Below are 14,049 nucleotides of genomic sequence, written 5' to 3'. Positions count from 1 at the left end.
GTGATCGAGCAGCACGAAGCGGAGGCCGGTCGGGCCCGGCTGGCCTCCGCGCTCATCGCGAACGGGTCCCTCGCCCCCAACTGGCTGACCGCCTACCACGCCGTTCCCCGACACTGGTTCGTCCCGGCCCTCGTCTGGCCCGGCCAGGCGGACGGCGTGCGCCAGGGCGAGGCCGTGAACCGGCACGCCGACCCGGCCGCCTGGTGGAAGGCCGTCTACTCCGACGTCCCCCTCACCACCCAGTGGGACGACGGCGACCACACCGGCTTCGGCCGGGGCACGATGCCCACCTCCTCCAACTCCATGCCCACCATGGTGTTCTCGATGCTCGCCGCCCTGGACGTCGGCGACGGCCACCGAGTGCTGGAGATCGGCACCGGCACGGGCTGGAACGCCGCCCTGCTCTCCCGGCGCGTGGGCTCCGACGAGGTCTTCACCATCGAGGTGGACGAGGACACCGCCGCCGAAGCCCGGCACCGGCTCGCACGCGCCGGGTACTCGCCGACGCTCGTGGTCGGCGAGGGCGCGGACGGCCACCCCGACGGCGCGCCCTTCGACCGGGTGATCGCGACCTGTTCGGTGCGCCGGATCCCGTACGCCTGGGTGGCGCAGTCCCGGCCCGGCGCCGTGATCGTCGCCCCGTGGGGGCCCGAGTACGGCGGGGAGGCCGTGGCCCGGCTCGTCGTCGGCGACGACGGCACGGCCGGCGGCCGGTTCGTCGGGTCCTCCGCCTTCATGCGGCTGCGCCAACAGCGCACCGCCCGCCCCGGCAGCCTGGAGTACCTGTCCGGGCCGTGGCCGGCCGACGGAGCGAAGTCGTCGACTCCCCTCTCCCCCGAGGCCCTGGCCGACTGGTTGGCCATGTTCGCCGTCGGGGTGCAGGTGCCCGGGGCCTTCCCCCTCACCGAGCGCTACGCCGACGGCACGTACACCCTGTGGCTGCACGACACGGCCGTCACCTCCTGGGCCACCGCCGACTGGGAGCCCGGCCGCACCGCCTACGAGGTCGTCCAGTCCGGCCCCCGCAGCCTCTGGAACGAAGTCGAATCCGCCTGGAACTGGTGGGACGACCGGGGCCGCCCCGGCTTCGACCGCTTCGGCCTCACCGTCACGCCCGACGGCCACACCGTGTGGCTGGACGGCCCCGACAACCCGGTGCCGGTCCGGACCGGCGCCGTTGCCCCGAACTGACCGACCCCGAGCAGTCCCGCCCGTCGGGGCGGGACTGCTCGGGGTGCGGGGAACGGCGGTGCGGGTCAGGCCGGGCGGGCGGCCGGGCCGGCGTGCAGTTCTGGCCCTGGCCACACAGCCCACCTTCGGCCCAGCGGGCCGAGGCGAGTCGGCGGGGAGCGCCCCTCAGCCGCCGGAGCGGATCGGCTCGCCCGTCCGGTGCAGGTGGGTGAGGATCTCCCGGTACGAGCGGAGCAGGCCGGTCTCGTAGTACGGGATGCCCTTCTCGGCGCAGAACTCCCGGGTGATCCGGGCGGCCCGCCCGAGTGCGGGGGTCGGCATGCTGGGGAAGAGGTGGTGCTCCACCTGGTAGTTGAGGCCGCCCATCACCGAGTCCAGCACCGCGTTGCCGCGCACGTTGCGCGAGGTGAGCACCTGGCGGCGCAGGAAGTCGAGCCGCATCTCCGGCGTCACCATCAGCATGCCCTTGTGGTTCGGGGCGAAGGCGCAGCCCAGGTAGACCCCGAGCAGCGCCTGGTGCACGGCGAGGAAGGCGACCGCCTTGCCGAGCGGCAGCGCGGCGAGGACCAGGCCGAAGTAGGCCGCGAAGTGGACCACCAGCAGGGCACCCTCCAGCAGCGGGCGCTTCACCGCCGGGCCGCGCAGCGCACGGAAGCTGTTGAAGCTGAGGTTCAGGCCCTCCAGCAGGAGCAACGGGAAGAACAGGTAGGCCTGGCGGCGGCCGATGAACCGGGCCAGGCCGCTCGCCTGCCGGGCCTGCCGCTGCGACCACACGACGAGGTCCGGGGCGACGTCCGGGTCCCGCTCCTCGTGGTTGGGGTTGGCGTGGTGGCGGGTGTGCTTGTTCATCCACCAGCCGTAGCTCATGCCCATCATCAGGTTGGCGGCGATCCGGCCGCCGATCTCGCTCGGCAGCCGTCTGCTGAACACCTGGCGGTGCGCCAGGTCGTGTGACAGCAGGCCGACCTGGGCGAAGACGGCGGACATCGCGGCCGCCAGGCCGAGCTGCCACCAGGTGTCGCCCAGCGCGAACAGGGCGTAGAAGCCGCCGAGGAACGCGGCGAGCACCAGGCCCGCGCGGACGGTGTAGTAGCCGGGGCGCCGGTCGAGCAGGCCCTCGGCGGCTATCCGGCGGCTCAGCTGGGCGAAGTCGCTGCCGCCGGCCCCCGGCTGCGGGGCGGTGGCCCGCAGGACCTCGGGAGCGGCCTTGGTCATCGTCACGGACTGTGTGGGCATGCCTCGAGTCTGGTCCGCCGGGCGGGCCCGAAGAACGGGGAAAGCACCCGTCCCGTAGGGGTGTTAGCCCCCTGGTGGCGACGGGGGCCGCCCCCCGGCCCCGTCGCCAGCAGGGGGACGAGCGGCCGGGAGCAGGAAGTCGGCGGGTCCGACTTCCCGGTCCCGGCGCCGACGGGAAGACATCACGGGCGGAACAGTTCGTCGAGGTGGTGGCTGAGGACCGCCAATGCCTGCTCGCCGGTGCGCTGGCCGCCGAGGACGCTGGAGCCGAGCCCGTTGACCATCGCCAGCAGCCCGGCGGCCGCCATCTCGACGTCCCGCTCCGGCGCGATCCCGCCGGCCTCCTGGGCGGCGCGCAACTGCTTGACCAGGAAGCCCTCCAGCACGACCGGAGGCTGCGCGGCCTGCTTCTCCAGCACTTCGGGGTCGCTGAGCACCAGCGCGTAGTACGCCGCGTAGGTGCGCGTGATCCGGCGGCTCTCGGCATCGGTCGGCAGGATGCAGGACAGGACCGCCGTCACCACCTCCCGGGGGGCGCGCGCCTCGCCGATCCAGCGTTCCATCCGGGCCTGGAGCTGGGCACCGAGCCGGGCCAGGGCGTCCAGCAGCAGGCCCTGCTTGGTCGTGAAGTAGTACTGCACGAGGCGCAGCGAGACGCCCGCCTCGGTCGCGACCGCCCGCATGCTGGCCGACTGCAGGCCCTCGGTGTCCGCGATGCGCAGCAGGGCCTCGGCGATCTGCCGCCGGCGCTCCTCATGGTCGACCTTCTCGGCCACGGCCCGCCCTCTCCCTCTCCCTCTCCCGAGGTCCCAGTCTCTTGGTACACACGTATCATGCATGTGATACATCTGTACCATGCGAATCAGCGAGTTCAGGAACGGCAAGGCCGAAGCCCGCTTCCGCGCCGCGTACGAGCACGCCTTCACCCAGCTCTGGCCCGGGCGGCGCACCCCGCTCGACGTGCCGACCCGCTTCGGCACCACCCGCGTCCACCGCACCGGCCCCGCGCACGGGCAGCCGATCGTGCTGCTCCCCGGCTCCGGCGGCAACGCCCTGATGTGGCACGCGTACGTCGAGCCCCTGGCCGAGCACCACCCCGTCCTCGCCGTGGACACCCTCGGCGAACCCGGCGCCAGCGTGCAGAGCGCCCCCATCGAGGGCGGCCACGACGCCGCCGACTGGCTGGAGGACCTGCTCGCCGCCCTCGACGTCCCGGCCGCCCACGTGGTCGGCTGCTCCTACGGCGGCTGGATCGCCCTCCACCACCAGATCCGCCACCCCGGACGGACCGCCGCCCTCACCCTGGTCGACCCGGCGGGCCTCGCCGACGCCGGACGGCGCTTCTACACCTGGCTCGTCCTCGGCGGCCTCGCCGCCCTCGCCCCGCGCCCGCTCCGGCCCCGACTGGCCGGGGCGGTCGGCAACAGCGCCGTCCTGGAGACCGAGCTGATGACCCTGATGCGCGCATCCATGGGCTTCCGCCGCCGCCTGCCCCTGGCCGACACCCTCGGCGACGAACAACTGAGCCGCCTGAGCGCCCCCGCGCTCTTCCTGCTCGGCGAGCGCAGCGCCCTGAACGACCCCCGGACCGTCTCCGAGCGGCTGCACCGGCTCGCCCCGGCCGCCCGGGTCGAGGTCGTCCCCGGCGCCGGGCACGCGCTGCCCACCGACGACCCGGCCGCCGTCCTCGCCGGCATCCTCAGCATGTCGGCGACACACGGACGTTGAGCGTCGGAAGCCTCAGCCCTGCTGCGGCGGGCGGCGGCGCAGGCCGAGCAGCAGCAGGACCACCGCCGTCGCCACGGCGGCCGTACGCAGCACGCCCGGCGCCATCGACCAGCTGAACTGACCCAGCGGGGAGCCGGGTTGGACGGCGCCCCCGCCCGCGCCGCCGGCCTGCTTGGCGTGGTTCATCGCGAACAGGGTGGTCGCGCTCATCGCGATCAGCGGGATTCCCAGGATCACGAACTTGCGCATCAGGTCCGAGAGCTGCCGGGTCAGGTAGCCGAGGCCCCAGCCCGCCAGCATGGCCGGGAAGAACCCGGACACCGCGCCGCCGACCAGCAGACCGCAGGACAGCAGGATCAGCGGGGACGGCTTGCGCGCGCCCTTGGCCGAACCCGTTCCGGCGGCGGGCGCGGCCTTGGCACCGGCCCTGGCCTTCGCCTTCGCCTTCCGCTGCCGCTTCGGGCTCGACGGCTGTGCACCGGCCGGCGCGGCCGCCTGCTGCTGCGCCGCCTCCTCGGCCGCGCGCTGGTCCGGAATCGGCCCGGGCGCGGGCTGCGGCGCGTCAGAGAAGTCGAGCATCGTCATCGTCCACGGGCTCGAACTCTGCACCGTCGGCGGCGGGATCACCTCCGAGCCGCCCCCGGGACCGGCGACGCCCGGCAGGTCCAGCGACACGTTCGGGATGCCGCCCGTCGCGCCGGACGCGGCCGGGGGGCCGTACACGCTGTCCTCGGCCGGTCCGCCCGCTGACGCCTCAGCCGAAGAAGCGGGAGAAGAAGCGGACTCGCCGGGCGACCCCGACGCCCCCGCCCGCTCGCTCCACGGCCCGCTCTTGCGCCACCACTCGCCGTCCGTCATCACCGACACCCCGCCTCGCCCGGCCCGCCCATGGAGAGCGCGGCCGCCCACCGAACCGCCCTCGGCCGTGACGGTACCCACCGTGCCCCGCCCGCGCGAGTCCATCGCGGCCACCGTGACCGCCACCGTCGTCCGCGGGTGCGGCCCCGCGTACGAGCGCACCCCCTCGTCCGCGCTCCCGACTAACCTAGGTCGAATGACCACACAGCAGGGCCCCCAACGCCAAGGCAGGACGTCCGCCGGCCCGCGCACCCTCGCCGAGGAGCTGCGCGCCCGCCCCGACGACGCGATCGCCGCCCTGCTCCGGTCCCGCCCCGACCTGCTGAACCCCGTCCCCGGCGACCTCACCCAGCTGTCCGCCCGGCTCTCCTCCCGCGCCTCCGCGCTGCGCGCCCTGGAACGGCTCGACCGGTTCACCCTCCAGGTCGCCGAGGCACTGGCGACCTGCCCCGACGGCACCGGCCTGGCCACCGTACGCACCCTGCTGACCGGCCCGTCCAAGGTCAAGCCGCACCCCGGCGCCACCCCGCTCACCCCGGCCGACCGGTCCGCCGTCGCCGCCGCCCTGCCCCGCGCCGTCGCCACCCTGCGCGACCGGGCACTGCTCTGGGGCCCGGACAACGGCCTGCGGCTGGTCCTCGCCGTCCGCGAGGCGCTCGCCCCGACCGCCGCCAACCCCGGCCGCACCGGCCTCGGCCCCACCCTCGCCGAGGCCACCACCGGCATGTCCCCGGCCCGGCTGCAGCAGCTGCTCGCCTCCGCCGGGCAGCCCGCCACCCCGGACCCGGTCACCGCCGTCGCCGCCCTGACCGCCCTGCTCAGCGACCGCGCCCGCTGCGCCGCGCTGCTCGACACCGCCCCCGAGCCCGCGCTGCGACTGCTGGACCGGCTGGTCTGGGGCCCGCCCACCGGCACCGTCCCGGACGCCACCCGCCCGGTCACCGCCGAGGACGCGCAGAGCCCGGTCGAATGGCTGCTCGCCCGCGGGCTGCTGCTGCCGACCAGCCCGGGCAGCGTCGTGCTGCCGCGCGAACTGGCCCTCCACCTGCGCGGCGGCCGCACCCACCGCACCGTCGAACCGCTCCAGCCCGAGCCCGCACCCGCCGCTCCCCCGCGCGATCCACAGGCTGTGGACAGCGCCGCGGCCGGGCAGGCGCACACCGCCGTCAAGACCGTCGAAGAACTGCTGGAGGCCTGGGGCCTCACCCCGCCGCCCACCCTGCGGGCCGGCGGCCTCGGCGTACGGGACCTCAAGCGCGCCGCCCAGACCCTGGAGACCACCGAGCAGCAGGCCGCCTTCTGGCTCGAACTCGCCTACACCGCGGGCCTGCTGGCCCCCGACGGCGAAGCCGACGAGTGCTGGGCGCCGACCCCGGGGTACGACAGCTGGCTGCAGCTGGACACCGCCGAGCGCTGGTCCGTCCTGGCCCGCGCCTGGCTCGCCGCCACCCGCGTCCCCGCCCTCACCGGCACCCCGGACGGCAAGGGCAAGCCGCGCGCCGCGCTCGGCCCCGAACTGGACCGCACCCTCGCCCCGTCCGTGCGCCGCGCCGCCCTCGCCCTGCTCGCCGAACTCCCGCCCGGCACCCCGGCCACCGCCGAGGAACTGCTGCCCACCCTGCGCTGGCAGCGCCCGCTGCGCGGCGGCCCCACCGGCCCGGACGGCCGCGAACTGCGCGACGACCTCACCACCTGGACCCTCGCCGAGGCCGAACTCCTCGGCATCACCGGCCGCGGCGCCCTCGCCGCCCCCGCCCGAGCCCTGCTCACCGCCGAGTCCGACCCGGCCGAGGTGCTCGCCCCGCTGCTGCCGCAGCCGCTGGACCACGTGATCCTCCAGCCGGACCTCACCGCGATCGCCCCCGGCCCGCTGCTCACCCCGCTCGCCCAGGCGCTCGCCCTGTGCGCCGACATCGAGTCCAAGGGCGGCGCCACCGTCTACCGGTTCACCCCCACCTCCGTCCGCCGCGCCCTGGACGCCGGGCGCACCGCCGCCGACCTGCAGACCTTCCTGGACCGGCACAGCCGCACGCCCGTGCCCCAGCCACTCTCCTACCTGATCGACGACGTCGCCCGCCGGCACGGCATCCTGCGGGTCGGCGCCGCCTCCTCCTACCTGCGCTGCGACGACCCCGCACTGCTCAACGAGGTGCTCGCCGACCGCCGCGCCGCCGACCTGCGGCTGCGGCTGCTCGCCCCCACCGTCCTCGCCTCCCAGGCCGCGCCGGACGTCCTGCTCGCCGCGCTGCGCACCATGGGCTACGCCCCGGCCGCCGAATCCGCCGAGGGCGACGTCCTGATCACCCGGCCGGACAGCCACCGCACCCCGCCCCGCACCGCCCCCACGCCCGTCCCCGACGGCCCGCCCGTCCCCGACGACACCCTCCTCGCCGCCGCCGTCAAAGCCATCCGAGCCGGCGACCGCGCCGCCACCGCCTCCCGCCGCGAGCCCACCCCGGACCCGCGCCAGCTCCCCCGCACGGCCGCCGCCGAGACCCTCGCCGCCCTCCAGACGGCCGTCCTCCTCGGCGAGCGGATGTGGATCGGCTACCTCAACGCCGAGGGCATCGCCAGCCAGCGCATCATCGACCCGGTCAAGGTCGAAGGCGGCTTCGTCACCGCCTTCGACCACCACGCCGACGAACTCCGCACGTTCGCCCTCCACCGCATCACCGGCGTCGCGGAACTCGACGAATAACGGCGGGGCGACCGGGCGTCAGTGGCCCTTGGCCTCCTTCATCCTGTCCTTGACCGCCTGGTCCGCCAGGCTGCCGATCTGGCTCTGCCCGACCGGCAGCGAACCCCCGGTGACGGTGTCCGCGAACAGGAATCCGGGCGCCGCCAGCAGACCGCCCGGCCCCTCCCCGATGCCCGCGAGGGCGTAGGCAGAACCGGCCGAGGAGGCGGTGGCGGCGAAGGCCGTGCCCATCAGAGCGAGGGCGGTGAGAACGCGCTTCGAGGTCTTCATGACCAGCTCAACGAGCGAGCACGCACCGTGGTCACTTCGGGCGATCCCTCGTTCGGCCCCTGCGGGAGCGTGTATCGCTGACCGCCCGTCAATGTGACGTATACATCGCTTGTTCCTGCTTTTTCACAGTTCACGGTCTTACCGACCCAAGCCATCGCAGTTTGCGGTGGGACGCGGGGCCGTGGCGCCGGTTGCGAGGAGAGAGCGATGCGTCTGGCCCGTCTACACGATTGCGCGGGTGAGCCCGCACGTCCCGGCTCGGAGGCCGAAAGCAGTGGGCCACGGCCCGGGCCGTGGGTGCGGGTGCGGGCCTTGGCGGTGGGGCTGGCCCTGACGGCCGGGTTGGCCCTGCCGGTGCTGGCCCCGTCCCCGGCCATGGCCGCCACGGGCCAGCAGGGCTACGTCGACAACATCGGTGCCAACACGGTGACGGTGTTCAACACCGCCACCAACACCGTCACCACCACCATCCCCGTCGGCGCTCAGCCGGCGGACGTCAAGGTCACCCCGAACGGCCAGCACGCCTACGTCGTCAACCGCAGCTCGGGCACCGTGTCGGTGATCGACACCGCCACCAACACCGTCACCACCACCATCCCCCTGCCCGCGGGCGACCACCCGCAGGCTTTGGCGATCACCCCGAACGGCCTGCACGCCTACGCCGCCAACTTCAACGGCACCGTGTCGGTGATCGACACCACCACCAACACCGTCACCACCGACATCCCCCTCCCCTCCGGCAGCGATCCGCGGTTCATCGCGACCACGCCGGACAGCCTCCACGCCTACGTCACCGAGCTCGGGCTCGGCCAGGTGCAGGTGATCGACACCACCAGCAACACCATCACCGCCACCATCCCCGGCTTCACCCAGCCTTCGGGTATCACGATCACCCCGGACGGCCTGCACGCCTACGTCGACGACTTCGCCACGAACAGCGTGTCGGTGATCGACACCGCCACCAACACCGTGGTGGGCTCCCCCATCCCGGTAGGCAACGCCCCGTACGGCAACGCGGTCACCCCGGACGGCCACCAGGTCTACGTCGGCAACGTCAGCGACGGCACCGTGTCGGTGATCGACACCACCTCCAACACCGTCACCACCACCGTCACCGTCGGCACCAGCCCCTACAAGCTCGGGATGAATCCCGACGGCAAGCACGTCTACGTCGGCAACTTCTCCTCGAACACCGTGTCGGTGATCGACACCACCACCAACATGGTGAGCGCCACCTTCGCCGTCACCGGGCCGTTCGGTATCGCGATCACCCCGGTCGTCGCGGCGCCCTCGCTGACCATCACCAAGACCCACACCGGCACCTTCACCCCGGGCAGGACGGGCACCTACACCATCACCGTCGGCAACAACGGGACCGCCCCCACCGACGGCACCACCGTCACCGTGAAGGACACCCTCCCGGCCGGACTCACCGCCACCAGCATCACCGGCAGGGGATGGCGCTGCGTCCAGAGGACCCTGACCTGCACCCGCAGCAACGTCCTCAACCCCGGGAACACCTACCCGCCCATCACACTGCGGGTCCGCGTCGCCCGCACCGCCACCGGCACCCTCACCAACACCGCCACCGTCAGCGGAGGCGGCGACGGCACCGCCACCGCCACCGACCCCACCGTCATCGACCCCCGCGACGACCACCACCAGTGGTGACCGCAACGCTCCGACCACCCGGCCCACGGGACCGGCACATCTGAACAGTCGAACGCTTCGCCGACATCCACGCTCGACCCGACGAGCGTGGATGTCGGCGTACCGGGGCCGCTCGCCGCGGCCGGTTGACCAACGGCAGTCCGAAGGAGCCCGCCCACGTTGCACGCGGAATGCGCGACACTGGAGGGTCTGCGTCAATCCAGCCTGTCAGCCAGTGGAGGGCTCCCCCGCGTGAACGACGGACCGCTCATCGTCCAGAGCGACAAAACTCTTCTCCTGGAGATCGACCACCCCAAGGCCGCCGACTGCCGTCGCGCCATCGCGCCGTTCGCCGAGTTGGAGCGGGCACCCGAGCACGTGCACACGTACCGGGTGACGCCGCTCGGGCTGTGGAACGCTCGGGCCGCCGGGCACGACGCCGAGCAGGTGGTGGACGCCCTGGTGACGTACTCGCGCTACCCGGTGCCGCACGCACTGCTGGTGGACGTGGCGGACACCATGGGCCGGTACGGGCGGCTCCAGCTGTCCAAGCACCCCACCCACGGGCTGGTGCTGACCACCACCGACCGCCCGGTGCTGGAGGAGGTGCTGCGCTCCAAGAAGATCGTCCCGCTGGTCGGCGCCCGGGTGGACCCGGACACCGTGGTGGTGCACCCCTCCGAGCGCGGGCAGATCAAGCAGGTGCTGCTCAAACTCGGCTGGCCCGCCGAGGACTTCGCCGGCTACGTGGACGGCGAGGCGCACCCGATCGACCTGGACGAGAACGGCTGGCAGCTGCGCCCCTACCAGGCGCAGGCCGTCGAGGGCTTCTGGCACGGCGGCTCGGGCGTGGTCGTGCTGCCCTGCGGCGCCGGCAAGACGCTGGTCGGCGCCGCCGCGATGGCGCACGCCAAGTCGACCACGCTGATCCTGGTCACCAACACCGTCTCGGCCCGCCAGTGGAAGCACGAACTGGTCAAGCGCACCTCGCTCACCGAGGACGAGATCGGCGAGTACAGCGGGACGAAGAAGGAGATCCGCCCGGTCACCATCGCCACCTACCAGGTGATGACCACCAAGCGGAAGGGCGTGTACGCGCACCTGGAGCTGTTCGACGCCCGCAACTGGGGCCTGGTGGTCTACGACGAGGTGCACCTGCTGCCCGCGCCGGTGTTCAAGTTCACCGCCGACCTCCAGGCCCGCCGCCGGCTCGGCCTGACCGCCACGCTGGTGCGCGAGGACGGCCGCGAGGGCGACGTGTTCAGCCTGATCGGCCCCAAGCGCTTCGACGCCCCGTGGAAGGAGATCGAGGCACAGGGCTACATCGCGCCCGCCGACTGCTGCGAGGTGCGGGTCACCCTGACCGACTCCGAGCGGCTCGCCTACGCCACCGCCGAGCCCGAGGAGCGCTACCGCTTCTGCGCCACCACGGCGACCAAGCGGCGGGTGGTGGAGGCGCTGGTCAGGAAGCACGAGAAGGACCAGACGCTGATCATCGGCCAGTACATCGACCAGCTCGACGAGCTCGGCGAGGTCCTGGACGCCCCGGTGATCAAGGGCGAGACCAGCAATGCCCAGCGCGAGAAGCTCTTCGACGCGTTCCGGAACAAGGAGATCAGCGTCCTGGTGGTCTCCAAGGTCGCGAACTTCTCCATCGACCTGCCCGAGGCGACGGTGGCCATCCAGGTCTCCGGGACCTTCGGCTCCCGCCAGGAGGAGGCCCAGCGCCTCGGCCGCGTCCTGCGCCCCAAGGCGGACGGGCACGCGGCGCACTTCTACTCGGTCGTCGCCCGGGACACCGTGGACCAGGACTTCGCCGCCCACCGGCAGCGCTTCCTGGCCGAACAGGGCTACGCGTACCGCATCATCGACGCGGACGACGTGCTGTAACGGGACTCAGAGCCAAACACCGTCGCGCCCGAGGAAGATCACGCGCGCGGCGGTGTCCAGGGCGATGCCGACATTGCGGACGGCACTCCTCAGCGGGTTGCGGTGACGGCCCTGGGCGGCGGTCGCGCCGGCCGGGGCGGTGCGGGATTCGTTTCGACTGCTCATGTTTCAACGGTAGGCACCCGACCGGCCCACGGCATCACTCCAAAGGCCGCATCCGGCGAGACGGCCATCCGCCTCCGGGGGTACGCGAGCCCCGAGACCTGCGGGGCTGGAACCCTGAGACGGACGGGTCTAAGATCGTCCGCCTGCCCCCTCCCGAACCGTGGTACCTGGCGGTGTCCCGCAGGCAGCCGGGGGAGGCGCCGACCGCACGGCAACCGGTCGGCCCGTACACCACCGTGAGCTCCATCGATCCGCTGCGCCCGTCACCGGGGCAGCCGGGAAGGTTCGCTGTGCCCGCCACCCCCACCACCGACCCCCTCCAGCGCGAACGCGACCACCTGGCCGCGTCCCGGTCCGCGCTGCGGGCGATGCGCGAGGACGTCGAGTCGCTCGACCTGCGCGACGTGACCGGCACCTGGGTGTCCGCCGTCATCCTCCAGAACCAGATCGAGGCCAGGATCGCCGCCCTGGCCGACCTCTCCGACACCCCGCTGTTCTTCGGCCGCCTCGACTACCTGCACGCGGTCAGCGATGAGCTGAGCGAGGGCGGCGGCGGGGAGAGCTTCTACATCGGCCGCCGCCACGTCCACGACGCCGACGGCGACCCGATGGTGATCGACTGGCGTGCGCCGGTCTCCCAGCCGTTCTACCGGGCCAGCCGCGCCGAGCCGATGGACGTCGAGCGCCGCCGCCGCTTCGGCTACACAGGCGGCGAGCTCACCGCCTACGAGGACGAGCACCTCACCGACCCGTCCGAGGCTGACACCGCCTCCGCCCTGCTCGCCGCCGAGATCGAGAAGCCGCGCGTCGGCCCGATGCGCGACATCGTCGCCACCATCCAGCCCGAACAGGACGAGATCGTCCGCTCCGACATCACGGGCACCGTCTGCGTCCAGGGGGCGCCCGGCACCGGGAAGACCGCCGTCGGCCTGCACCGCGTCGCCTACCTGCTGTACGCGCACCGCGAGCGCCTGGCCCGGACCGGCACCCTGGTGATCGGGCCGAACAACGCCTTCCTCTCGTACATCGAGCAGGTACTGCCCGCCCTCGGCGAGCTGGAGGTCGCCCAGGCCACCGTGCAGCAGCTGGTCGCCCACGTCGAGGTGAGGGGCGAGGACGACCCGGAGGCGGCCCGGCTGAAGGGTGACGCCCGGATGGCCGAGGTGCTGCGCCGCGCGGTACGGGCGGGCATCACGCTGCCCACCGAGCCGTGCGTGGTGGTCCGCGGCTCCCGCCGCTGGCGCGTCCCGGCGTACGAACTGGCCGAGATCATCGAGGAGTTGAAGGGCCGCGACATCCGCTACGGCGCCGCCCGGGACGCCCTGCCGCAGCGCATCGCGCACGCCGTGCTGCTGAAGATGGAGCAGGGCGGCGAGGCCCCGGACGACCGGGTGCAGGACGCGGTGGCCCGCAACAGCGCGGTCAAGGCCGTGGTCAAGGAGTGCTGGCCGGCCGTCGACCCGGCCAAGCTGGTGCTGCGGCTGCTCTCCGAGCCGGAGTTCCTGGCCGAGTGCGCCGAGGGCGTGCTGACCGCCGAGGAGCAGCAGGCGGTGCTGTGGCCCAAGCCCGGCCGCTCGGTGAAGACCGCCCGCTGGACCCCGGCCGACGCCGTCCTGGTGGACGAGGCGACGGACCTGGTGCAGCGCACCCCCTCGCTCGGACACGTGGTGCTGGACGAGGCCCAGGACCTCTCCCCGATGCAGTACCGCGCCGTCGGCCGCCGCTGCACCACCGGCTCGGCGACCGTCCTCGGCGACCTCGCCCAGGGCACCACCCCCTGGGCGACGGCGAGTTGGCCGGACGCCCTGCACCACCTGGGCAAGCCGGACGCGCACGTGGAGGAGCTGACCAAGGGCTTCCGGGTGCCCGAGGAGGTCATCGCGTACGCCTCCCGGCTGCTGCCCGCGATCGCCCCCGGCCTGGCCCCGGCGACCTCGGTCCGCGACGCCCCCGGCTCGCTGGTGATCCGCCCGGTCACCGCGTGGGAGGACGCCGTCCTGGACGCCTGCCGGGAGGCCCTGAAGAACGAGGGCTCGACCGGCCTGATCGCCGCCGACGCCCGGATCCCCCAGCTCGCCGAGCTGCTCACCGCGGCCGGGCTGCCGTTCCTCTCCCCCGGCACCGAGACCAGCACCGAGGCCCGGCTGACGCTCGTCCCGGCCTCGCTGGCCAAGGGCCTTGAGTACGACTACGTGGTGCTGGACGAGCCGGCCGCGGTGATCGCCGGCGAACCGGACGAGCGAACCGGCCTGCGCCGGCTCTACGTGGCGCTCACCCGCGCCGTCTCCGGCCTGACGGTGCTGCACGGCGAGCCGCTGCCCGAGCAGCTCCGGTAGCGCGGAAAGGGGCCGGCGGGAACCGGC

11 protein-coding genes are annotated in these 14,049 nt (G+C 73.5%); 6 read left to right on the top strand and 5 right to left on the bottom strand.

Annotation, left to right across the window (positions count from 1 at the left end; all coding sequences use genetic code 11):
- A complete protein-coding gene (locus tag HS99_RS17830; RefSeq protein WP_167344924.1) occupies positions 1–1,191 on the top strand; it encodes a methyltransferase domain-containing protein in 1,191 nt (396 codons plus the stop codon).
- A 165-nt stretch (positions 1,192–1,356) separates the two neighbouring features.
- Here HS99_RS17830 and HS99_RS17825 read toward each other — a convergent pair whose 3' ends face one another.
- Together HS99_RS17825 and HS99_RS17820 are read right to left on the bottom strand one after the other, a co-directional pair.
- A complete protein-coding gene (locus HS99_RS17825; RefSeq protein ID WP_046385935.1) occupies positions 1,357–2,406 on the bottom strand; it encodes a fatty acid desaturase family protein in 1,050 nt (349 codons plus the stop codon).
- Positions 2,407–2,609: 203 nt separating this feature from the next.
- A complete protein-coding gene (locus HS99_RS17820) occupies positions 2,610–3,203 on the bottom strand; it encodes a TetR/AcrR family transcriptional regulator (RefSeq protein WP_030552620.1) in 594 nt (197 codons plus the stop codon).
- 79 nt (positions 3,204–3,282) lie between these two features.
- Between HS99_RS17820 and HS99_RS17815 the strand changes: the two genes are divergently transcribed.
- Positions 3,283–4,155: an alpha/beta fold hydrolase gene (locus tag HS99_RS17815; protein WP_030552618.1), complete on the top strand. Its 873-nt coding sequence runs from the start codon at positions 3,283–3,285 to the stop codon at positions 4,153–4,155.
- Between the two features lie 12 nt (positions 4,156–4,167).
- On the opposite strand, the gene HS99_RS17810 is transcribed toward HS99_RS17815, so the two are convergent.
- Positions 4,168–5,013, bottom strand: a complete 846-nt coding sequence (locus tag HS99_RS17810) for a hypothetical protein (RefSeq protein WP_141763749.1) — start codon at positions 5,011–5,013, stop codon at positions 4,168–4,170.
- 196 nt (positions 5,014–5,209) lie between these two features.
- Here HS99_RS17810 and HS99_RS17805 point away from each other — a divergent pair, with 196 nt between their 5' ends.
- The gene (locus tag HS99_RS17805) at positions 5,210–7,711 is read left to right on the top strand and encodes a helicase C-terminal domain-containing protein (protein ID WP_030289676.1); all 2,502 of its coding nucleotides are present in this window, start codon (positions 5,210–5,212) and stop codon (positions 7,709–7,711) included.
- 18 nt (positions 7,712–7,729) lie between these two features.
- On the opposite strand, the gene HS99_RS17800 is transcribed toward HS99_RS17805, so the two are convergent.
- Positions 7,730–7,981 carry a hypothetical protein gene (locus HS99_RS17800; protein ID WP_030289675.1) on the bottom strand — a complete coding sequence of 84 codons (252 nt, stop codon included), beginning with the start codon at positions 7,979–7,981 and terminating at the stop codon, positions 7,730–7,732.
- Between the two features lie 318 nt (positions 7,982–8,299).
- Here HS99_RS17800 and HS99_RS17795 point away from each other — a divergent pair, with 318 nt between their 5' ends.
- The gene (locus HS99_RS17795) at positions 8,300–9,652 is read left to right on the top strand and encodes a YVTN family beta-propeller repeat protein (protein ID WP_232543144.1); all 1,353 of its coding nucleotides are present in this window, start codon (positions 8,300–8,302) and stop codon (positions 9,650–9,652) included.
- Between the two features lie 231 nt (positions 9,653–9,883).
- Positions 9,884–11,521 carry a DNA repair helicase XPB gene (locus HS99_RS17790; RefSeq protein WP_030289673.1) on the top strand — a complete coding sequence of 546 codons (1,638 nt, stop codon included), beginning with the start codon at positions 9,884–9,886 and terminating at the stop codon, positions 11,519–11,521.
- Positions 11,522–11,527: 6 nt separating this feature from the next.
- Here the strand turns inward: HS99_RS17790 and HS99_RS45010 are convergent, their stop codons facing one another.
- Positions 11,528–11,686: a hypothetical protein gene (locus HS99_RS45010; protein WP_157846555.1), complete on the bottom strand. Its 159-nt coding sequence runs from the start codon at positions 11,684–11,686 to the stop codon at positions 11,528–11,530.
- A gap of 290 nt (positions 11,687–11,976) precedes the next feature.
- On the opposite strand from HS99_RS45010, the gene HS99_RS17785 reads away from it, so the two are divergent.
- Entirely contained in the window at positions 11,977–14,022 is a 2,046-nt protein-coding gene (locus HS99_RS17785; protein WP_030552607.1) for a HelD family protein, read from the top strand.
- The last annotated feature ends 27 nt before the right edge of the window (positions 14,023–14,049 follow it).

It is taken from the genome of Kitasatospora aureofaciens, from assembly GCF_001188955.3.
Classification (GTDB): Bacteria; Actinomycetota; Actinomycetes; order Streptomycetales; family Streptomycetaceae; genus Kitasatospora; species Kitasatospora aureofaciens.
This window is presented reverse-complemented; position numbering and strand designations above follow the sequence as displayed.

Excerpts from the sequence above, each read along its gene's own strand:
- HS99_RS17825 (WP_046385935.1), bottom strand. The coding sequence starts at position 2,406 with ATGACCAAGGCCGCTCCCGAGGTCCTGCGGGCCACCGCCCCGCAGCCG.
- HS99_RS17815 (WP_030552618.1), top strand. The coding sequence starts at position 3,283 with ATGCGAATCAGCGAGTTCAGGAACGGCAAGGCCGAAGCCCGCTTCCGC.
- HS99_RS17810 (WP_141763749.1), bottom strand. The coding sequence starts at position 5,013 with ATGACGGACGGCGAGTGGTGGCGCAAGAGCGGGCCGTGGAGCGAGCGG.
- HS99_RS17805 (WP_030289676.1), top strand. The coding sequence starts at position 5,210 with ATGACCACACAGCAGGGCCCCCAACGCCAAGGCAGGACGTCCGCCGGC.
- HS99_RS17800 (WP_030289675.1), bottom strand. The coding sequence starts at position 7,981 with ATGAAGACCTCGAAGCGCGTTCTCACCGCCCTCGCTCTGATGGGCACG.
- HS99_RS45010 (WP_157846555.1), bottom strand. The coding sequence starts at position 11,686 with ATGAGCAGTCGAAACGAATCCCGCACCGCCCCGGCCGGCGCGACCGCC.